Annotated in this window: 17 protein-coding genes, 1 other RNA gene and 1 pseudogene; 7 read left to right on the top strand and 12 right to left on the bottom strand. The window is 68.0% G+C overall.

Translation table 11 applies throughout. The features are described 5' to 3' along the window. Window positions 1-101: 101 nt before the first annotated feature. Entirely contained in the window at window positions 102-4148 is a 4047-nt protein-coding gene (locus tag ATO4_RS14205; protein ID WP_083592190.1) for an AsmA-like C-terminal region-containing protein, read from the top strand. Here ATO4_RS14205 and ATO4_RS14200 read toward each other — a convergent pair. The 4 genes from ATO4_RS14200 to ssrA form a co-directional block, all read right to left on the bottom strand. Further along, window positions 4126-4389 carry a ribbon-helix-helix domain-containing protein gene (locus tag ATO4_RS14200; RefSeq protein WP_083592189.1) on the bottom strand — a complete coding sequence of 88 codons (264 nt, stop codon included), beginning with the start codon at window positions 4387-4389 and terminating at the stop codon, window positions 4126-4128. The two genes, ATO4_RS14205 and ATO4_RS14200, sit on opposite strands and share 23 nt — an antisense overlap. A gap of 108 nt (window positions 4390-4497) precedes the next feature. Next, window positions 4498-4755, bottom strand: coding sequence for a DUF4169 family protein (locus tag ATO4_RS14195; protein WP_083592188.1), 258 nt, complete (start codon window positions 4753-4755; stop codon window positions 4498-4500). Window positions 4756-4767: 12 nt separating this feature from the next. Next, window positions 4768-5328 (bottom strand): SspB family protein, encoded by a 561-nt coding sequence (locus tag ATO4_RS14190; RefSeq protein WP_083592187.1) that lies wholly within the window; start codon window positions 5326-5328, stop codon window positions 4768-4770. A gap of 69 nt (window positions 5329-5397) precedes the next feature. Continuing rightward, window positions 5398-5764: a transfer-messenger RNA gene (ssrA, locus tag ATO4_RS14185) on the bottom strand. A 302-nt stretch (window positions 5765-6066) separates the two neighbouring features. On the opposite strand from ssrA, the gene ATO4_RS14180 reads away from it, so the two are divergent. The 6 genes and pseudogenes from ATO4_RS14180 to ATO4_RS14155 all read left to right on the top strand — a co-directional run bounded on the left by ATO4_RS14180 (window position 6067) and on the right by ATO4_RS14155 (window position 12078). After that, a complete protein-coding gene (locus ATO4_RS14180; protein ID WP_083592225.1) occupies window positions 6067-6861 on the top strand; it encodes a thymidylate synthase in 795 nt (264 codons plus the stop codon). Beyond that, complete coding sequence (locus ATO4_RS14175) at window positions 6858-7385, top strand: dihydrofolate reductase (protein ID WP_245308752.1); 528 nt, start codon at window positions 6858-6860, stop codon at window positions 7383-7385. Before ATO4_RS14180 ends, ATO4_RS14175 begins: the two co-directional genes overlap by 4 nt. A gap of 190 nt (window positions 7386-7575) precedes the next feature. Continuing rightward, window positions 7576-8736, top strand: coding sequence for an FtsH protease activity modulator HflK (gene hflK, locus ATO4_RS14170; RefSeq protein WP_083592186.1), 1161 nt, complete (start codon window positions 7576-7578; stop codon window positions 8734-8736). Continuing rightward, window positions 8736-9611 (top strand): annotated as a pseudogene (locus tag ATO4_RS14165) (protease modulator HflC); the annotation flags it as partial. The gene hflK and the pseudogene ATO4_RS14165, both read left to right, overlap by 1 nt. A 366-nt stretch (window positions 9612-9977) precedes the next feature. Further along, window positions 9978-10163 (top strand): DUF2065 family protein, encoded by a 186-nt coding sequence (locus tag ATO4_RS14160; RefSeq protein WP_083592184.1) that lies wholly within the window; start codon window positions 9978-9980, stop codon window positions 10161-10163. Between the two features lie 232 nt (window positions 10164-10395). After that, entirely contained in the window at window positions 10396-12078 is a 1683-nt protein-coding gene (locus ATO4_RS14155; protein ID WP_083592183.1) for a Do family serine endopeptidase, read from the top strand. Between the two features lie 407 nt (window positions 12079-12485). Here ATO4_RS14155 and pufC read toward each other — a convergent pair whose 3' ends face one another. From pufC to bchY, 8 genes are all read right to left on the bottom strand, one after another. After that, window positions 12486-14138, bottom strand: coding sequence for a photosynthetic reaction center cytochrome PufC (pufC, locus tag ATO4_RS14150; protein ID WP_083592182.1), 1653 nt, complete (start codon window positions 14136-14138; stop codon window positions 12486-12488). Beyond that, the gene (gene pufM, locus ATO4_RS14145) at window positions 14135-15118 is read right to left on the bottom strand and encodes a photosynthetic reaction center subunit M (protein WP_083592181.1); all 984 of its coding nucleotides are present in this window, start codon (window positions 15116-15118) and stop codon (window positions 14135-14137) included. Before pufM ends, pufC begins: the two co-directional genes overlap by 4 nt. A gap of 13 nt (window positions 15119-15131) precedes the next feature. After that, a complete protein-coding gene (gene pufL / locus ATO4_RS14140) occupies window positions 15132-15971 on the bottom strand; it encodes a photosynthetic reaction center subunit L (RefSeq protein WP_083592180.1) in 840 nt (279 codons plus the stop codon). 81 nt (window positions 15972-16052) lie between these two features. Continuing rightward, window positions 16053-16247 (bottom strand): light-harvesting antenna LH1, alpha subunit, encoded by a 195-nt coding sequence (pufA, locus tag ATO4_RS14135; protein ID WP_083592179.1) that lies wholly within the window; start codon window positions 16245-16247, stop codon window positions 16053-16055. Window positions 16248-16259: 12 nt separating this feature from the next. Further along, window positions 16260-16484, bottom strand: coding sequence for a light-harvesting antenna LH1, beta subunit (pufB, locus tag ATO4_RS14130; RefSeq protein WP_083592178.1), 225 nt, complete (start codon window positions 16482-16484; stop codon window positions 16260-16262). A gap of 84 nt (window positions 16485-16568) precedes the next feature. Beyond that, window positions 16569-16796, bottom strand: coding sequence for a hypothetical protein (locus tag ATO4_RS14125; RefSeq protein WP_083592177.1), 228 nt, complete (start codon window positions 16794-16796; stop codon window positions 16569-16571). 55 nt (window positions 16797-16851) lie between these two features. After that, window positions 16852-18315, bottom strand: coding sequence for a chlorophyllide a reductase subunit Z (bchZ, locus tag ATO4_RS14120; RefSeq protein ID WP_083592176.1), 1464 nt, complete (start codon window positions 18313-18315; stop codon window positions 16852-16854). After that, window positions 18315-19889, bottom strand: a complete 1575-nt coding sequence (gene bchY / locus ATO4_RS14115; protein WP_083592175.1) for a chlorophyllide a reductase subunit Y — start codon at window positions 19887-19889, stop codon at window positions 18315-18317. Before bchY ends, bchZ begins: the two co-directional genes overlap by 1 nt.

Raw genomic sequence — 19889 nt, 5'->3', positions numbered from 1 at the left:
TGTTCTGGCCTATCCTGAAGGGGCCCCGCGGCGGCTGAGGTCGATCGACGAGCAGCTTCGCCGACGATGCGGCGGCGCGGCGGCGACCTCAGGCGTCCGAGATGACGGCCCGGGCGCCGGACGTCCGGCGGGGAACGCCGGAGGCCATCGAGGATCGCACGGCGTATCTGCGGCCGGGAACGGCTGCGAGACGAAAGGGAGAAGACAAGCTGGTCAGGGCATTCGTCCTTTTTGGTGGACTGCTCGTGCTGGCGCTCCTTGCGGCGCTGGTCGCGCCTTACTTCATCGACTGGACGGCCTATCGGGCCGATTTCGAGCGTGAGGCCTCGCAGATCCTCGGCCGCAAGGTGATCGTGAAGGGCGAGGCATCCGCGCGGCTCTTGCCGTTTCCCTCGGTGACCTTCAACGAGGTGGAGGTCCTGGACGACGACGGCGCCTCGCTGATGACCATCGGGCGCTTCCGGATGGATGCCGAACTCGCCCCCTATCTCTCCGGCGAGATCTACATCTATTCGATGACCGTCGACCGGCCGATCGTGCGCCTGCCGCTTCGCGCCGACGACACCGTCCGCTGGGTGGCCGACGATCCGAGGATCCCGACGGGGGCCAGGGTCGTCCTCCAGAACGTCGCGATCAACGACGGCACGGTGATCATCGAGGACGAGGCGCGCAGCCGCACCAAGACGCTGCTCGATCTCGACGCGACCCTCTCCGCCGGATCGCTGGCCGGCCCGATCGACGGCAGGGGCTCGTTCACCGTCGATGGCGAGGCCGTGACCTTCGACGTTGCGGCCGGCGTTCCCGAGGACGACGGCTCGATGCCGCTTCGGGTGACCGCCAGCAACCGGACGCTCGACGGCCAGATCATCCTCGACGGCCGGGCGACGGCGACCGGCGACGTGCCGCAGTTCTCCGGCAGCGTCGCCCTGGTGCGCCCGGCCCCCGAACCCGCCGATGCCACGGCGGCGGCGGCGAGCCCGTTCGAGGCGCTGGAAGGCGGTGCCGACGAGGCGGGTGATCTGAGCCGGCAAGCCGCCGTTCCGCCGATCCGGGCGACGGGAAACATCGTCCTGTCGTCCGAACGGGCCGAGGTGAGCGAGCTGCGCGTCGCGGCGGGCGGTGGCGCGCAGCCCTATATCCTCACCGGCAGCGGCGAGCTCGCCTATGGCGACGCGGCGCGTTTCTCGCTGACGCTCGAGGGCGAACAGGTCAATGTCGACGCGCTCGCCGGCGCTCCCTCCGCCACGGGCCAGTCCTCGTCAGCGGCCGGGACGGACGCATCGGGCGGGGTGGAGGCGCCGCAGCAGAGCCTGTCGCGCCGCCTCGAGGCGATGCGCGGCATTCTCGCCGAGGTGCCGCGACCGACGATGGACGGCACCGTGCAGATCTCGCTGCCGGTGGTCACCGCCGGCGACACGACGATCCGCGACGTCGCCTTCACCGCCGAGCCGCGCGCTGCCGGCTGGAAGCTCGACAGCTTCGTCGCCGAGGTTCCCGGTCGCACCCGCATCGAGGCCTCCGGCGATCTCGGCGTCGACGAGGGGTTCAGCTTCGAGGGCGACCTGCTCGTCGCCTCGCAACAGCCCTCGGGCTTTTCCGACTGGCTGACCGGCAACGTCGATCCGGCCGTCAGAACCCTGTCGCGCGCCGGATTTGCGGCAAGGACCACGCTGACCGGCGACCGCCAGGTCTTCGACGCGCTGGAGATCGACGTCGGCGGCGACATCATCACCGGCGAGATGGCGCGCGCCGAGACCTCCGGCACGACCACGATGACCGCGAAGCTGAAGGGCGGCAAGGTCGATCTCGACGCGGTGCTCGCCCTGTCGCGCCTGTTCACCGGCCGCGACCGCTCCATCGCCGATGCCGATCGAGTCGACCTGGCGCTGCAGGCCGGCCCGGTCAGCTATGCCGGCGCGACGGCCGACACGGTCGATGCCGATCTCGGCTTCGACGGCGATTCCCTCACCGTCGACCATCTGACGATCGCCGGGCTGGCCGGCGCCCGGCTGACATCGTCGGGCAGCCTCACGGACCTGTCGGGCGGCGATGCCAAGGGCAAGCTGGACGTCGAGCTCGACACGAAGGAGCCCCAGCGCTTCTTCGCCTTCCTGCAGCGGGCCTTTCCCGGCATTCCGCTGATCGAGGTCCTGGCGCCGCGCGCCGAGCGGCTGGCGCCGCTGCTTCTGTCCGGCGAGGTCGAGGCGGTCGACGGCGCGCCGGGCAAGAAGCCGACCTTGCTCGTGCGCCTCGACGGAACGGCCGACGGCACCAAGATCGATCTCAATTCGGCCGTCGAGAACGGCATCTACGCCGCCGCCGAGAGCGGGCGGTTCGGCCTCGATCTCCGCCTGGAGAACGACCAGCCGACGGTGCTTCTCGGCCAGCTCGGCATCGTCTCCGTCGATCTTGCGCCGCCCTCGCCGCTGGAGGTCGAGCTGACGCTTTCGGCGGCCGAGACAGGGCCCGCCGTCGCCAGCGCGACCATGCGCGCGCCGGGCAGCGAGGTCAGCATCGACGGCAGTGTCGAGGTGGCGCCGGGGGGCGTCACGGGTGCTGAATTTGCGGCCTATGTGAACAGCGAAGACGTCGGCCCCTGGCTGCGGAGCCTGGCCATCGACCTCGGCCAGTCCTTCGATCAGGTTCCGGTCGACGTCAATGCGGGCGTCGTCTTCCGCGACGGCGCGTGGCGGATTTCGGGTCTCAACGGCACGATCGCCGGGACCGACGTCGTCGCCGATCTCGCCCGGCCCCTCGGCGAGCCGTTCACCGGCAAGGTGACGCTGTCGCGGCTGTCGCTGCCGTGGCTCGCCGACCTCGTCTACGGTCGGCCGCTGCTCGGGCCTGCGGGCGAGCCGACCTGGTCGCGCGAGCCCTTCACGGCAAGCCTTCTTCCGCCGGTCGCAGCGACGGTTGATGTCGAGGCAGGCAAGATGACGCTGGCCGGCGGGCTAGCCGTCTCGGGCGTCGCCGCCAGCCTCGACCTTTCTCCCACCTCGGCCGCGCTGCAGAACATCCGGGCGCGGCTCGGCGATGCGGAGGTGGCGGGCAGCCTCGTCATGCGCAACACCGAAGGGCTCGCCGGCTTCTCGCTCGCCGCCTATGCCGAGGGGATCGACCTCTCCGGTCTGGCGCCGGCGCTTTCGAGCGGCGAGGGGCCGGCACGGCTGGACGGCGCCCTCCGTCTCGACGCCAGTGGCCAGTCCTACCAGGCGCTGATCCAGGCACTGAGCGGCGCCGGCGACGTCACCGTCGTCAATGCCAGCATTCCCGGCGTGCCCGAGGAGATCCTCCAGCCGCTGCTCGCGGCCGCCGACGAACCCGACTTTCAGCCGCAGGGACAGAGCGCCTCGACCTTCGCGGCGCTCGGCGCGAGCCGGTCCTTCGATGTTGCAACGGCGTCGACCGAATTCACCGTCACCGGCGGGACCCTGAAGCTTGCTCCGGTGGAGATCGCAGGAGGCGACACGCGCCTGACGGTCGATGCCAGCCTCGACCTTGCCGATCTCTCCCTCGACGGGGACCTGACGCTGGCGATCGATCCGGGCCGCGAAGCGGTGGCGGGAGCGGAGCCGACTGTCATCTACGATCTCTCCGGCTCGCTGACCGCGCCGACGCTCGGCCTCGATGCGGCGGCGCTGACCAATTATCTGTCGGTGCGCGCGCTCGAGCGCGAGCAGGCGCGGGTCGAGGCGATGCAGGAGAGCCTGGAGGAGAAGCTGCGTCTGCGCCGCGAGGGGCGCTTCTATCGCTGGCGCCAGGACACGGCGACGCGGCTGGCAGAAGAGGCCGAGGCGCAGCGCAAGGCGGCCGAGGACGAGGCGAGGGCGCTGGAAGAGGTGCAGGCGCGGGAACGTTCGGCGGCCGAACAGGCGGCGCGCGACAAGGCCGCGGCGGAGGAGGCCGCGGCGGAAGAGGCTGCGCGCAAAGCCGCCGAACAGCAGGCCGCGGCGGAGGCGGCTCGCCAGCCAGCTCGCCAGCCGGCCCGGGAGCGCGCGCCAAGGCCGAACCCGCCGGCAGCCTCCGGCCAGTCCTCCGACAGAAGCCCTTCGGCGCTGACCTTCGATCGGCCGCTGCCGGCGAGCCCCAATGCCAGGACGCCTGATTTCGAGTCGCTGCCGGGTGTCACGAATCCGTTGGATTTCTGACGACTGATGGATCGCGGCCATGATCGGCGCAACGTGCCAATGCATCCTCCAGCACGAACAGCCGGATCGCCGAGGAGAGGTTGGTGTCCTGGGCTCGCTCCGCGTCGATCCGGGCGATCAGGCGGGCGAGAGGAAGCTCTTGGCGCAAGGCGATCTCGCGCAGGCACTGCCAGAACCGTTCCTCGACACTGATGGAGGTTGGATGACCGGTGATCGAGACCGAGCGCTTGACGATGGCCATCGAGCCTATGCCGTCAGTGGGAGCGTCGGACGTCCGATCCGGCGCCGGATGGGTGACGTGCTTTGAGGGAGGGAGGCGTCAGGAAGGCGCCGCGCGACCGGGTTCGAATCAGCCGTCCGATGAGATGGAGTGAGGTCCATGATCGGATGCCGCGCCTTGCGAGGACGGCTCAAGCTCTGCCGGCGTCTCTGGCCTTGCGATCCGTGATCCGTCGAGAACGGCCTGACGCCGCTCGCCCTCGATCCGTTCGGCGTTCCGCTCGGCCTTGCTGCGGCCGCTTCTGGCCCGGTTTTCGGCAGCCACGCGCTCGTGGGTGTCGCGCAGGCGCTGCTTCCTCGCCCGGCGCAGATTGACGACATCGCCCATCCCGCCGGCAGCTCAGGTCTTCTTGCGAAAGGCGTCGAGAGACACGACTTCGGCGTCCTTGCGGTCGCCATCGGCCTCGTCGTTCTCCGCGCCGCCGGTTTCGGCGTGCCCGTGATCCTTGGACAGGCGTGACACCGATGCCGGCTGGGGCAGCGGCGTCGGGGCGGGAGCGGAAGAGCCATCCACCAGCTCCGGCTGGCTGTTGGCGGCCGCGGCGCTCTGCACGTCGAATTCGAGCTCGAAGTTCACTGCCGGGTCGTAAAAGCCGCGGATGGCGCTGAACGGCACCAGAAGCCGCTCGGGAATGTCGGAAAAGGAGAGGCCGACCTCGAAGGAGGCCTCGGTGACCTGCAGGTCCCAGAACTGGTGCTGGACCACGATGGTCATCAGCTCCGGATACTTCTCACGCAGCCGCGAGGAAATCCTCACGCCGGGGGCCGAGGTCAGGAAGGTGATGAAGAAATGATGCTCGCCCGGCAGCCCGGTCTTGGCCACCTCGCTGAGAACCTTGCGGATGACGCCGCGAAGCGCCTCCTGCGCGAGAACGTCGTATCGAATAAGATCCTGGCCCATTCCGGCGTTCCGATCCCCTCATTCCCCATTCCGCGCACGCGGACACATCGACCCAAAGGCGTACATGAAAGTGGAGGCTTCTGTTGCCAGGCGCCTCCGAGCCCCGCCTAGAAGTGCGAACCCCCAGGACTTGAATTGAAGCTATCGCGCAGCTTACGCTGCGAGACGTGCTTCCGCATAGTTGTCGTTGGCAACTACTTTTTCGGCCCGATAACGGCGGAACCATGCCGAGCAAAAATTCGCTCTTTACACCCTCGTCGATCCTATTTCGCCCCCGCCGCATGCCAGGATCGCTTGCCGCGACCGTGGCATCGGGTGGAGGCGCCGGGTACCGCCCCCGGGTCCGAAAGGCTTATTCCAACGAACGTTTATCGCCATAGCCGGACGAATGCCCGGCATCGCGAATATAAGGACATTCCCCGCCTGTGAAAAGAGCAGTCTCGACGGATGTGACGTTTGCCGGACGACAATCGCCGGATCGGGCCACTCGCGTGCACCTCGAACCGGTGCTGGGACGGCCGCTCAGGACGTGCAGGGACGGCGCGACGGGGCCTCTGCGCAACGCCCGATCTGTCCCGGTAGCTGCGCGTAGCTGCTGGGGCGAGGTGCGAGGGCGCGGTAAAAAAGTGCTGGAAACCGGTCGGTCCGGCTCGACAGCGGCGCGCAGCTTCGCCATTCGAGGGGGAGCGGCCTCGCCTCGACGGCGGACCGCCGTTTCCGTCTGTCATGAGCGAGACGATGCGCCAGTATCTCGACCTTCTCGATCGCGTCCTGTCGCAGGGGGCCGAAAAGACCGACCGCACCGGCACCGGCACCCGCTCGGTCTTCGGCCATCAGATGCGCTTCGACCTCGCCGCCGGTTTTCCCCTGCTGACGACGAAGAAGCTGCATGTCCGCTCGATCGTCCACGAGCTGCTGTGGTTCCTGAAGGGCGATACCAACATCGCCTATCTGAAGGAGAACGGCGTGCGCATCTGGGACGAGTGGGCCGACGAGAACGGCGATCTCGGCCCCGTCTACGGGGCGCAGTGGCGCTCCTGGCCGGACTATGACGGCGGCCATATCGACCAGATCGCCAACGTCGTCGCGGCCATCCGCCAGAACCCCGATTCCCGCCGGCTGATCGTTTCGGCCTGGAATCCGGCGCTGGTCGACGAGATGGCGCTGCCGCCCTGCCACTGCCTGTTCCAGTTCTATGTCGCGGACGGCCGGCTGTCCTGCCAGCTCTATCAGCGTTCGGCCGACGTCTTTCTCGGCGTGCCGTTCAACATCGCCTCCTATGCGCTGCTGACGGCGATGGTGGCGCAGGCGACGGGGCTGCAGCCGGGCGACTTCGTCCATACCCTCGGCGACGCCCATCTCTACGCCAACCATCTCGACCAGGCGCGGCTGCAGCTGGCCCGCCAGCCCCTGCCGCTGCCGACGCTGCGCCTTGATCCGGATATCGACGACCTCTTCGCCTTCCGCTTCGAGGACATCGTCATCGAAGGCTACGAGGCGCATCCGCACATCGCGGCGAAGGTGGCGGTGTGAGCCGCCAGCCGAGCCTCGTCGCCGTCGTCGCCATGGCCGAGAACCGCGTCATCGGCCGGGACGGCGCGATGCCGTGGTCGATCCCCAGCGACCTGAAACGCTATCGCCGGCTGACCATGGGCAAGCCGATGATCATGGGCCGCAAGACGCTGCAGTCGATCGGCAGGGTGCTCGACGGCCGCGACACGATCGTCCTCACCCGGGGCGATACGGTGCCGTTCGAGGGTGCGAGGCTCGCCCGGAGCCCCGAAGAGGCACTGGACATTGCCCGCTCCTGTGCCGCTTCACGCGGGGCGGACGAAATCGTGATCGCCGGGGGAGGCGAGATCTACCGGCTCTTCCTCGACCGGATCGACACGCTTTACGTCACCACCGTCATGGCGCGGCCGGAGGGCGACGCCCGTTTCCCCGTGATCGACCCGGCGATCTTTGCAGAATCCAGCCGCGACGAATCCTCGCACGGCGATCGCGACAGCGCCGCGACCGAGTTTTCCGTCTACCATCGGATCGGCCGGGCCGCTTGAGGCCCGCCCGGCACCCGTCGTGCCGCCCTCGGCGCAACCGCTTTGCAACCATGCCGGCACTTGTTGGCCGGCGAAAAGCTCACCGATGCGTTGAAAGGCAATTTGGCAGTTCTTATAAGGGCTGAGGACGTGTCACGCCGGGGCTCGATCGGGTCGATCCCCGATTTCCCGACAGTTTGAAAGGATATCGATGCCCTGGAGCAATCAGACCGGCAACGGGGGCTGGAAAGGCGGCGGAAGCGGCGGCCCCTGGGGCCAGCGTCCGCAGGGACCAAGGCCTTCGGGCGGCGGGGGCAATTCGCCGGATCTGGAGGACATCCTGCGCCGCGGCCAGGATCGGCTGCGACGGGCGATGCCGGGCGGCGGCGGCGGCGGTAGTGGCGGTGGTGCAGCCGTCGGCTGGGTGGCTCTCGTCCTCATCGTCGGCGCGGTGCTCTGGATGTTCAAGAGCGTCTATACCGTGCAGCCGGACGAGGTCGGCGTCGAGATGCTGTTCGGCAAGCCGAAGGCGCAGCTCTCCGAGCCCGGCCTGCACTTCATGTTCTGGCCCTTCGAGACGGTGGACACCGTGCCGATCGTCGAAAGCCAGATCACCCTCGGATCCGGCCAGCGGGGCGACAATTCCGGCCTGATGCTCTCCGGCGACCAGAACATCGTCGATGTCCAGTTCGCGGTTCTCTATCAGGTCGACAATCCCGCCAACTTCCTCTTCAACGTCGACGATCCCGTCGCAATGGTGCAGCAGGTCTCCGAAAGTGCGATGCGCGAGGTCGTCGGCCGGCGCCCCGTGCAGGACGTCTTCCGTGACGATCGTGCCGGCATCGCCGACGAGGTCCGCACCATCACCCAGGCGACCCTCAACGAATATGGCGCGGGTGTCCGGGTGAATGCGATCTCGATCGAGGATGCCGCGCCGCCCTCGCAGGTGGCCGACGCCTTCGACGAGGTGCAGCGCGCCGAACAGGACGAGGATCGCTTCGTCGAGGAAGCCAACCGCTACCGCAATCAGCAGGTCGGCCAGTCGCGAGGCGAGGCCGCCCAGATCCGCGAGGACGCGGCCGCCTACAAGAGCCGTGTCGTCCAGGGCGCGGAAGGTGAGGCACAACGCTTCACCTCGATTCTCGACGAGTATCGCAAGGCCCCGGAGGTCACGCGCAAGCGCCTGTTCCTGGAGACCATGGAAGGTGTCCTGCGCGACAGCGACAAGGTGATCCTCGAGCAGAACGGCGAGGCGGGCGGCGCCCAGGGCGTCGTGCCTTACCTGCCGCTCAACGACCTCAACCGAAACCGGCCCGCCGATCGCGGCGAGCCGCGCAATACCGGAACCGCGAGCAGGGAGACCAACAACTGATGGCCAACCGTTTTTATGGTGTCCTGATCGTCGTGGCCGTCGGCGCTCTCCTGTTGTGGAATTCGGTCTTCGTCGTCAACGAGAGGGAACAAGCGATCGTCCTGCGCTTCGGCGAGATCCGCCGGGTCATCGACGAGCCGGGTCTCAACTTCAAGCTGCCGTTCTCCTTCGTCGGGGCCGACAACGTCCAGAAGCTGCCGGACAGGCTGCTGCGCTTCGATCTCGATGACATTCGCGTCCAGGTCTCGGGCGGCAAGTTCTACGAGGTCGACGCCTTTCTGGTCTACAACATCTCCGACGCGGCGACATTCCTGCGGACCGTGTCCGGCTCGGTCATCCAGGCCGAGCAGCGGCTGCGCACCCGTCTCGACGCGGCGCTTCGCCGGGTCTACGGCCTACGCGGCTTCGAGGCTGCGCTCTCGGAGGAGCGCGGCGAGATGATGCGGCAGGTGCGCGACGAGATCCGCCCGGATGCGGCGAGCCTCGGCGTGACCATCGACGACGTCCGGATCCGCCGGACCGACCTGACCCAGGAGGTCTCGCAGCAGACCTATGAGCGGATGAAGGCCGAGCGCCTGGCGGAGGCCGAGCGGCTCAGGGCCCGCGGCCAGGTGGCGGCGCGCGAGATCCGCGCGGCGGCCGACCGCGAGGTGACGGAGACGATCGCGACGGCGCGCAAGGAATCCGAGATCATCAAGGGTGAGGGCGACGCCGAGCGTGGCCGGGTCTTCGCCAACGCCTACGAGGTCGATCGGGAATTCTTCGACTTCTATCGCTCGATGCAAGCCTATCGCACCGCGCTGGAGAATTCCGGCACCACCATGGTGCTCTCGCCGGATTCGGAATTCTTCCGGTACTTCAAGGGCGAAGGCGGAATGGCGGCTGCGGCTCCGGCATCCGGCCAGACATCCGGCCAGACATCCGGTGAGTCTGGCCAGCCCTCCGGTTCACTGCCGGGTGTGGTCGCGCCGGAAGCGCCCACTCCGCCGGCCGACAGTTCGAGTGCGGCCGAGCCGGGCACAACCGACGGCGCGACGGGCGAGGCCGCGTCCGACGCGGCATCGCCCGCAGCCGGCGAGGCGGCGGCGGCATCGACCGCGCCGGGGTCAGCAACCGGGGGCGACGCGGCTCCGGCCTCGGCCCAGGCACCATCGCCGAGCGCGGATCCGGCGCCATCCGCCGCCGCTGGCGCCACCACGAACGCTCCTGCTGCCACGACCGTGCAGTAGGGCGGCTCGACAATGACGGACTTCTTCGATGCCCTCGGTCTGCTTCTGGTGATCGAGGGCATCGTCTATTGCCTGTTCCCGGTCTTTGCCAAGCGGCTGGCCCGGGCTGCGATGGACGCGCCCGCTGAGCGGCTCCGCTGTGGCGGTCTTGCCGCTGTATGCCTCGGCGTCCTGGTGGTCTGGCTCGCCAGGCGGTGAGTCAGACCCATCCGGCGCCCTCCGGCGCGCCGATCGAGCTCGATCCGGGCGACCGCTTCGTCGCCTCCACCGGGCAGGCGACGGTCGCATAAGCAGGGCGGCTTTCGATCACCATTTCTCCAAGAGGCGGTGATCCCCTTGAATAAGTCGAATTTCTCCGCTCCGCTCGCATCTCCTGCATCATGACTCGCCCGGATGGCCGGGCGGGCCGCCAGATCATCAAGGACCCGTGATGGCTGTGAAGCGCGCCTCATCTTTGTCTTCGTACGTCGTGGCGACGCTCGTCGCGGCAGCGCTGCCATTCGGCCCGGCGCTCGCCCAGAGCCCGGACGTGCAAGCGCCCGCCCAGGCGCCCGACGAAGGCGAGACACAGGCGGCACCGACACCTCCGCAAGGTTCTGCAACGCCGGATGCCTCCGAGCGCGAGGTCCCGGCGCTTCCCGTCCCCCCGACCGCAGGCGGCTCCACGGCAAAGGCGCCCTCCACCGAGCCGCGCGCTACCGAGGCCACGCGCAACGGGCCCGCTTCGGTGGCGGACCTTGCCGACAAGCTTCTCGACGCCGTCGTCAATGTCTCCACGTCGCAGGGCGTCGACCGGCCCGGCCGGGGCGTGCCCCCGCTCGAGGCTCCGGAAGGCTCGCCGCTGCAGGACTTCTTCAACGATCTGTTGCGTGACAGGGATGGCCCCGGCGAGCGCAGCGTCCAGTCGCTGGGCTCCGGCTTCGTCATCGACCCCTCCGGCCTGATCGTCACCAACAACCACGTGATCGGCGACGCCGATACCATCACCGTGAACTTCCCGAACGGCGACCAGCTCGACGCCGAGCTGCTCGGCAAGGATGCCAAGACCGATCTCGCACTCCTCAAGGTCGAGGCGGGCAAGCCCTTGCCCTATGTCGAATTCGGCGATTCGGAGGATCTGCGGATCGGCGACTGGGTGATGGCGATCGGCAATCCGTTCGGTCTCGGCGGCTCGGTCTCGATCGGCATCGTCTCGGCGCGGGGCCGCAACATCAATGCCGGCCCCTACGACAACTTCATCCAGACCGACGCGGCGATCAACCGCGGCAATTCCGGCGGGCCGCTCTTCGACATGTTCGGCGACGTCGTCGGCATCAACACGGCGATCATCTCGCCGACCGGCGGCTCGATCGGCATCGGTTTCTCGATTCCGTCCAATCTCGCCGTCAACGTCATCGACCAGCTGCGCGAATATGGCGAGACCCGCCGGGGCTGGCTCGGCATCCGTCTGCAGGCGCTGAACGAGAACATCGCCAAGGGCCTCGGCATCGACGAAACCGAAGGCGCCGTCGTCATGGGCATCGTGCCGGGCGGGCCGTCCGACAACGGCACGCTGAAGGTCGGCGACGTCATCGTCTCCTTCGAGGGCCGCAAGGTGGAAGGCTCCAACGACCTGCCCCGCATGGTCGCCGAGACCAAGGTCGGCAAGACGGTCGAGATCGGCATCCTGCGCAAGGAGGAGGTCTCGGCGCCGGCCAAGGCGCAGACCGTCGAGGTGACCCTCGGCCGGCTGGAGGATGGCGAGAAGCTGCTGGCCGAGGCCGGCGGTGACGAGGAGAAGCCGGACGCCGGCTCGCCGCAGGCCGCATCGAATGGCGTCGAGACCCTCGGCATGTCGCTGTCCGACATCGACGATGCAGCGCGCGCGAAGTTCGACCTGCCGCAGGACGCCTCCGGCGCGGTGGTGACGGAGGTCAAGTCCAATTCGGCCGCCGCGGAGAAGGGCGTCGAGGTCGGCATGACCATCACCGAGGTCGCGCAGGAGACCGTGTCGAGCGCCGCCGAGGTGAAGGAGAAGATCGACAAGCTTCGGGACGAGGGGCGCCGCAACGCGCTCCTGCTGCTGACCGCGACGAATGGCGACGTGCGCTTCGTGGTGGTGCCGATCGACTGATCCGGTCGCAGGCCGTTGCAGCCTCGAGCTTCGGCTCGCTGACGACCGGGGCGATCCCCGCCGGCCGCGCTGCGGCCGTGACTGCCGCGGCGGCGGCATCCTGGGCCGGGGGCGATGGTCCGCCAGTTGCCGGGCGAATACGACAGGGCAATCGAGCGGACGATGAGCGGGCGAGGGGCGGCGCGGCTTGGAGCCGAGCGGTGCTTGCCATCGCTCTGGCCGAGCTCAAACACGGTGGGCCGAGCTCTTAGACCGGTGCCAAGAGGGTTGCCGCTCAAGCGCCGCTGGTGGCTTCATCTCAGCGGCCCGGCCGTCGATCTCCCGGGCCGCTGGTCAGAACGTGGAACGGCCGGACTGCAAATGCAGCCCGGCCGTCATTTCTGTTTCCTGCCGGAGCGGAACGCCGCTCAGTTGAAGCGCGTCGTCGTCCCCTGTGCCGGTCCGCGGTTGGCGGGAGGCGGCGTCGATCCGTCGCCCGACGGTGCGACGGGTGCTCCTCCGGTTTCGGCTCCTGCGTCGGCTGGCGCGCTTCCGGTCGAGCCCTGCGGCTCGGGCAGTGGCATCTGCGTCGGTTCGGTCTTGCCTGGGGTGTCGTCCGCCGGCAGTGGGTTGCTCGGCGGCTGGCCGAGGGACGGAGCATCCGCAGTTCCCTCGGTCGCTGCCGGGCCCTCGCTCGGTTCCATCGTCGTTCCGGGATCGAGCTGCGACGGCGTGGAGCCACGCGGGGCTGAATCGCCCGTCGGGGGAGAGGACGGCGGATTGACGTCCTGGTCCTGGGGCACTGGCCGCACGGTGCCACCGACATCGTCGCTGCCGCTGGTCGCCGGCTGTTCCTGCGACCTGTATTCGACGCCATCGCCGCTGCCGCCGGGCGCCACCGATTGACCGATCGCCTCCTCGGAGACCGGGGGTGCGGACGGTGCCGGCTGCGCGGCGTCCTGGTCCGGCCCGGTGACGGCCATCGGCTTGGCCTCGCCGATCAGGATCGCCGCCTTCGGGCCGGGATCGGGCGCCTCGCCATCCTCGGTCAGGCCGACGAGGTAGTGTTGCAGCAGGTTGTAGCCCCCGAGCGGCTTGTTGTTGCCGATGTGGCAGGTGCCGCAATCGGCCTTGGCCGGGTCGCCGAGCGGCCCCTTGCGATTGGCAGGGAAGACCGAGGCGAGCGGCTGGATGTAGTTCGAGTTGATGTCCCTCGTCATGCGGATGCCCCAATAGGCGATCCAGCGATAGGGCGTCGACTGCGACCAGTCACGGAAGGCCCGGGAATTGTGGCAATAGGTGCAGTTGACGCCGAGCGAGTTCGCCACGTGCATCATGAAGAGATACATGTCCTCGGCCTGCTGCTCCAGGGCGACCTCTGCCCTGCCGGTGCGGGACACCAGCGGATCGGACGACTGGATCTTCGCGTTGGCGTGATCCTCCATGAGATATTCCGACAGCGGCACGTCCGGGAAGAACTGCCGGATGGTCTTGGCCTCGAGATGCCAGGGCCTCGGCTTGCCCATGAACTGGTCGCCGCCGGGCCTGTTCTGGTCGTACCAGGTCCGCGGTGGGACGTTCTGGCCACGGTGGCAGGTATAGCAGGTGACGCCCGAGGGGGCGACGTGCTCCGGCCAGTTCGAGTTGATGTGCCGGACCATCTGCAGCATGCTGCGCGCCACGATCTTGGTGTAGAGCCCGTCGTCGGCGAAGCCTTGCTCCGAGGAGAGATCGTGGCAGTACTCGCAGCCCTGCTCGGGAGAGACCCACTCGGTGATGGCGAGCATCAGCCGGGTGAATTCGGCATCGGTCAGTCCTCCCAGCACCTGGACGTTCTGGTAGACCTCGCTCGCCTGGGGGCTGCCCTCGTTGTCGGCCGGCTCCAGCGCCACCGGCCTGGCGTTGTAGGGCAGTTGCCGGCTGGCGGCCTTGAACTGCACCATTTCGATCGCTGCCGGGCCGGTCTCGATGGATTCGATCGGCGGCAGCACCCACGGGGGAGCGTAGAGCCCGACGAAGACCAGGGCTGCGGCGACGATCCCGACGATCATCGGACTGGAACGGACGTGTTTCCTGCTCATTGGATCACACTCCGCGTGGCTTCGTCGGGGATCGGGAAGGACGGATAGACCGAGGGATAGTTCGGCGCGATGCCGTGCTTGACGCCCCACAGGTACCAGTTGTCGACGACGGTTCCGGTGAGGAGGACGCCGATCGCCCCGGTGAAGGTGGTGAGCACGGCGAACCACCAGGCCCAGCGATGGATGGATTCGAAGGTGGCGTTGAAGCCCATGGTCCAGCGCCAGAAGAGGGCGCCGCGCTCGGCCGCCGTGCCGCGGTCGACGATCTCCTCGGCTTCCCGCTCACCACCGAAACGCGAAACGGCGAGGATCGTCGCGCCATGCATCGCGAACAGCATGGTCGAGCCGTAGAGGAAGACGATCGAGAGCATGTGGAACGGGTTGTAGTACCAGTTGCCGTAGAGCACCGAGACCGACGCCGTCCAGTTCAGATGGGTGATGATGCCGAAGGGCACGGCCTCGGACCAGGAGCCCATCAGGATCGGCCGGAACAGGCCGAGGGAGAGGTAGAGGAAAATCGCCGAGGCGAAGGCCCAGCTCGTATGGGTGCCCATGCCGAGCGCCCGGGCTCTCGTGTAGCTTCTGACCCACCACAGCAGGATGGAGGCGGTCAGGAAGAAGCCGGCGAGGATCCACCAGCCGCCGTCGCCGAGCGGCACCAGCGGGTTGAGTCCGTATTTCGCCGGCGGCGGGTCGAGGGACAGGAAGGGGAGGTTGCGCACGAAGGCGTAAGGGTCCCAGCCGACCGACGCCCACATGTTGAGGCCGATGATCTCGATGGCGATGAAGCCGAAGGCCAGCGAGGCCGCCCCGGACCAGCCGAGATAGAGCGGGCCGACCTGCGGATCGCCGATCTTGCCGAGCCAGTAGGAGAAGGTCTTGGCCTGGATCCGCGTGTCCGAGGAGTGCCGCAGCGGCACCCCGGGGTCGAACGGTCCACGGACCTGGATGCGATTGTAGATGCTGGAATAGGTACCCATCGAGCCGCCCTCCTCAGTAAGCGATGTTGCCGATGGCGGCAGGGGTCTTGAGGTAGAAATCGAAGAAATACGGCCAGCCCCTGTCCCAGAAGGGACCGGAGATGATGATGCAGACGGCGCTCCAGAAGCCGGCGTTCAGCGCGAAGAACAGGCCGAGCCGGTGGATGCCGTAGGGTCCGACCGAGTAGCAGATGAAATCGCGGAAATAGGCGTTCTCGTGCTCGCCGTATTTCACCACCTCGTCCTTGCCGGGATTGACCGCGCCAAGAATGACGCCGGCATGCAGGCCGAGAAACATCGTGGTGGTGAAGAAGAAGGTCACCGCCAGCATGTGTGCCGGATTGTAGTGAAAGTGCAGGAACTGGTAGCCGACGTTCGACACCCAGTCGAGATGCGACATGATCCCGTAGGGAAAGCCGTGGCCCCAGGCACCGAGCAGCAGCGGGCGGATGACCACCAGCGAGATGTAGGCGAGGACGGCGAAGGAATAGCCGATCGGAACGTGCCAGCCGATGCCGAGCTTGCGGCAGATCTCGATCTCCCGGAAGATCCAGGAGAAGAAGGCGCCGCAGGCGCAGATGGTGACGAGTTGCCAGGTGCCGCCTTCGTTCAGCGGCGCGAGCCCGAGCCCATATTCGATCGAGGGCGGGTTGACCGAGAAGGCGAAGACGTTCGTCGCGTCGCCCTGGCTGATGTCGTAGAAGATCAGCAGCGAGCCGAGCAAGGAGAAGAAGGCGGCGGTCACGCCGAAGAAGCCGACATAGAAGGGGCCGGCCCAGAAGTCGAAGAGGTCGCCGCCGATCAGCGTGCCTCCGCGAACACGATATTTACGTTCGAACGACAGCATCGCCATGGCGGATGTCCCATCTCAATCAGGCCGGGGGGCTTTCCGGGACGGCGCGGAACGCCGTCCCGAGGTCGCGTGGGATCTTTCTCAGCCGATCTGCGTGAGCGGCGTCTCGAGCTGGCTCGTCACCGCCGCACCGCCCGGTGCAGCCGGATTGGCGAGCCAGTTGAAGCGGGCCGTCGACAGAAGGATGAAGTGGATCAGGAGCGCCAGCACCAAGAGGAAGGTGAAAAGGCCGATGAGGGCCCGGCGCGGATCGAAGAGTAGCCAGATTCTCCACATGGGAATGCCTCCTTAACTGAGCATCGTGAGGAACGGCTTGGCCATCTCGAGGCTCGCCTGGCTCACCTCGGGGGTCTGCAGCCAGGGCCGCCAGATCCAGACGAGAATGTGCGCGACGATCGCGATGGCGGTGAAGACCAGGAAGGAGGTCGTGAAGAGTCCGTTGAACTCCTGCGCCTCTCTCTCGGTCATGCCGGAAAGCGTGCCAGCTTCCCGACCCGTCATTGGGTCTGCCATTTCCTTTCTCCTTATTTCCAGGGTCTCCGGAGCGGCCGCGTCGATGACGCGGATGACGCCGAAGCTTCGTAGTCCTCTTCGGCGCTATCGCATGAAGGCGAAGGGGAGGACGGCGTTTGCCGCAGCCCTGGCGTCCCGGAAAACGGCGAAGGCGCCGCCGTTCTCGAAGGGGATTGGCCGCAGACGGGCGGGCAGAAGGCGGGAGGCGAGGGCGACGGCGAGGAAGATCGGATAGGTCACCGCGTAGACGATCCGGTATTCCTGCTGCTCGGCGCGAAATTGCGAGAGGCCATTGCGTTCGACGAGGCTCATTGGGGGTTCTCCCTGGCTGTCCGGATGGTCGTCACCGGGACGGTGAAGGTCTTTGTCATGCGAGCGCCTCCTCGGCGGCGACGCCGCCCGGCAGATGCCGGCTCTCGACGCGCTCGCAGTCCTCGCGGCGGGCGGCGGCTTCCGCCGCATCGCGCAGGCGCCGGGCGGCCGAGATCCGCACCAGCACCGGCTCGCACTCCAGCGCAGCCTGCAGCGCGTCGTTGGCGGCGTTCGACCAGGCGAGTTCGCGGGCTTGCGCCCCGCCGGCCCTGGCAGGCGTCGCCGACACCTTGTCCATGTCCGTGCCGAGCGGCAGGATGTGGAAGAGGACGTCGAACAGGGCGTTGCAGACTTCCTGGACGAGATAGGTGGCGCCGGAATAGCCCATGAAGGGGGTGCCGGTGTGCCGCCGGATGGCCGCGCCGGGGAAGGAGGCGGCGATGAAGGTGCCGCGCCCGCCGGTCTCGGCCAGATACATGCGCTCGTTGTAGCTGCCGAAGAGGACGAGGGGCGGGGTCTCCCGCACCATGCGCCGGACCTCGTCGTTCAGCGTCTTCTTGCCCGACAGCCTCGGCACCGCGAAGCGGCAGGGCAGGCCCATCTCGTCTTCGAGGAAGTGGCGGATTCCTCGCGCGTAAGTCTCGTTCGCGACGATGGCGAAGCTCGCCGTGCCGAAGAAGTCCTGGGTCACCGAGCGCCAGAGATCCCACAGCGGCTTGATCGTCGTGTGCTTCTCGCGGGTGATGAAGGGCTCGGGATCGAGCCCCAGCATCTCGCCGAGCTTCCTCAGGAAGGCGGTCGTCGAATGCAGCCCGATCGGCGCCTGCAGATAGGGGCGCTCCAGCGCCTCGCAGAGCTGGCGGCCATATTCGCGGTAGAGGCAGACATTGGCGTCGGCGACGGTCAGCTTCGGGATGTCGCGCAGATGGCTCCCGAGCGGAAAGACGAGGTTCACCTCGGCGCCGATGCCCTCGATCAGCCGGCGGATCTCCGCGAGGTCGGAGGGCATGTTGAACATGCCATAGGCCGGGCCGATGATGTTGACCTTCGGCTTTTCGCCCTCTTTGCGCTCTCGCGGGGCGGGGATCTTGCCCTTCTTGGGCCCGTATTCGGTCAGCAGCCACTTCAGCGCCCGGTCGGCGCACTGCCACTGGTCCTCGTCGATGGTGCGGGGCAGGAAGCGCTTGAGATTGGTGCCCTCCGGCGTCACGCCGCCGCCGATCATCTCGGCGATCGATCCGGTAACGACGACGCTCGGCTGGCTCGGATCCAGCGTCGCATGGGCCCGCTTCATCGCGCCTTCCGTGCCGGTCTGGCCGAGATTGTCTTCCGACAGGCCGGTGACGACGATCGGCAGTTCGTGCGGCGGCAGGGCATCGGTGTAATGCAGCACCGAGGTGACGGGCAGGTTCTCGCAGCCGACCGGGCCGTCGACGACAACCTGCAGGCCCTTCACCGCGGCAAAGACGTAGACGGCGCCCCAGTAGCCTCCGGCGCGATCATGATCGAGGACGAGCATCAGACGTCCCCCATCCCGGCGTCGTAGGTCGCCGTCTTCTTGCCGTTGATCTGAAGGTCGGCGCGGATCTTCGCCGGCCTGGGCTTCTGCGGAACATCCTCCCAGATGCCGGCGGCATGGCCCTCGCCGACGCCTTCGAAGAAGGCCTTCATCGTGTCGAAGCGGGATTTCGATGCGATCGCGCCGTTGATCACCTCGGCCAGCGAACCGGCGCCGGCCGGGCCCATCAGCGGGCGTGACGAGATGAGGTTGGTGAAATACAAGGCCGGCGTACCGGACTGCTTGGCCTTCTGGACCACCGGCGTCGTGCCGATTGCGAGATCGGGCGAAAACTCTTCGAAGGCCGCGAGATCGTCTTCCAGCGAGGCGCGGAATTTCACGCGAACGCCTTTCGCCTCGAGCCATTCGCGATCGGCGGCCGACCAGGGCGTCTTCGGGCAGGCCGTGCCGACATAGCGCACGTCCGCGCCGCTCTCGACGAGCAGCCGGGCGACCAGGAGCTCGGAGCCCTCGTAGCCGGAGAGCGTGATCCGGCCCTTGACGGGAGAGCCGGCGAGGGCGCCCCGGATCGCCGGGAGGATGGCGTTCTGGGTGGCCGCGATGCGCTCCGCCGGGACGGCGGCGGCCTCGCCGATGCGGGCCAGCCATTCCGCCGTGCCATCGACGCCCACCGGGGCGGAGCCCACCACGGGCCGGCCGGCCGTCTCGAATTCGCGGATCGAGGCGGTGTAGAAGGGATGGATCGCGGCGACGACGCTGCAGTCGAGGGCGGCATAGAGCTCGCGCCATTCGCGGGTCGGGACGACCGGACCGGCAGCGAGGCCCAACGGCTCCAGCAGCCGCCCGATCACCATCGGATCGGCGGGGAACATCTCGCCGAGAAGCGCCACCGAGGGCCGGTCGCTCAGTGGCTGGCGGGGCGCCGCGACGGGGCCGGCCTCGGCCTCGCCCCTCGCATAGGCGAGCATGGCGCCGGCGAGGATGTCCTTGGCCTCGGCATGGGTCGGCACGCCGAAACCGGGAACGTCGATGCCGATGATCCGGACGCCGTCGATCGCCTTCGGCAGGAGCCGGAGCGGCACGCCCGACGCGGTGGGCACGCAGAGATTGGTGACGACGATGGCGTCGTAGAGGGCGGGGTCGGCGAGTTGGTGGACCGCCTCGCGGATGTCCTCGAACAACTTGCCGGTGACCAGCGTCTCGGAATTGAACGGCACGTAGCCGACGGTGCGGCGGGCGCCGTAGAAATGCGAGGTGAAGGTCAGGCCGTAGACGCAGCAGGCCGAGCCCGACAGGACCGTCGCCGTGCGCCGCATCCGGAGGCCGACGCGCAACGAGCCGAAGGCCGGGCACATGGACTGCGGCTGGTCGTGGGGGCCGGCCGGATAGTCCCTGGCATAGCGGTCGAGGATCTCGCTCTTTCCGGCCTTCGCCGCCGCCGCGCGCATCTCCGCCTTGCCGGCATGGCAGGAGGCGTCGCCGTCGCGAGGCGTCGCGGCAGTCCCGGCGATCGTCTCCGGGGCGCTGGCGCCGTCGCCATCGTCGCGCTTCAGGTCTGTGTCGGAATAATCCAT

The organism is Aurantimonas sp. 22II-16-19i, from assembly GCF_002088275.1.
GTDB lineage: Bacteria > Pseudomonadota > Alphaproteobacteria > Rhizobiales > Rhizobiaceae > Jiella.
Note: the sequence above shows the minus strand (reverse complement) of the source record. Positions and strands in the feature narration are given on the sequence as shown.

Coding starts and splice junctions, on each gene's coding strand:
- pufL (WP_083592180.1), bottom strand. CDS start 15,971: ATGGCGATGCTGTCGTTCGAACGTAAATATCGTGTTCGCGGAGGCACG.
- ATO4_RS14155 (WP_083592183.1), top strand. CDS start 10,396: ATGGCTGTGAAGCGCGCCTCATCTTTGTCTTCGTACGTCGTGGCGACG.
- ATO4_RS14190 (WP_083592187.1), bottom strand. CDS start 5,328: ATGGGCCAGGATCTTATTCGATACGACGTTCTCGCGCAGGAGGCGCTT.
- pufM (WP_083592181.1), bottom strand. CDS start 15,118: ATGGGTACCTATTCCAGCATCTACAATCGCATCCAGGTCCGTGGACCG.
- pufA (WP_083592179.1), bottom strand. CDS start 16,247: ATGTGGAGAATCTGGCTACTCTTCGATCCGCGCCGGGCCCTCATCGGC.
- pufB (WP_083592178.1), bottom strand. CDS start 16,484: ATGGCAGACCCAATGACGGGTCGGGAAGCTGGCACGCTTTCCGGCATG.
- pufC (WP_083592182.1), bottom strand. CDS start 14,138: ATGAGCAGGAAACACGTCCGTTCCAGTCCGATGATCGTCGGGATCGTC.
- bchY (WP_083592175.1), bottom strand. CDS start 19,889: ATGGATTATTCCGACACAGACCTGAAGCGCGACGATGGCGACGGCGCC.
- ATO4_RS14200 (WP_083592189.1), bottom strand. CDS start 4,389: ATGGCCATCGTCAAGCGCTCGGTCTCGATCACCGGTCATCCAACCTCC.
- ATO4_RS14195 (WP_083592188.1), bottom strand. CDS start 4,755: ATGGGCGATGTCGTCAATCTGCGCCGGGCGAGGAAGCAGCGCCTGCGC.
- ATO4_RS14160 (WP_083592184.1), top strand. CDS start 9,978: ATGACGGACTTCTTCGATGCCCTCGGTCTGCTTCTGGTGATCGAGGGC.
- hflK (WP_083592186.1), top strand. CDS start 7,576: ATGCCCTGGAGCAATCAGACCGGCAACGGGGGCTGGAAAGGCGGCGGA.
- ATO4_RS14205 (WP_083592190.1), top strand. CDS start 102: ATGACGGCCCGGGCGCCGGACGTCCGGCGGGGAACGCCGGAGGCCATC.
- bchZ (WP_083592176.1), bottom strand. CDS start 18,315: ATGCTCGTCCTCGATCATGATCGCGCCGGAGGCTACTGGGGCGCCGTC.
- ATO4_RS14125 (WP_083592177.1), bottom strand. CDS start 16,796: ATGAGCCTCGTCGAACGCAATGGCCTCTCGCAATTTCGCGCCGAGCAG.
- ATO4_RS14180 (WP_083592225.1), top strand. CDS start 6,067: ATGCGCCAGTATCTCGACCTTCTCGATCGCGTCCTGTCGCAGGGGGCC.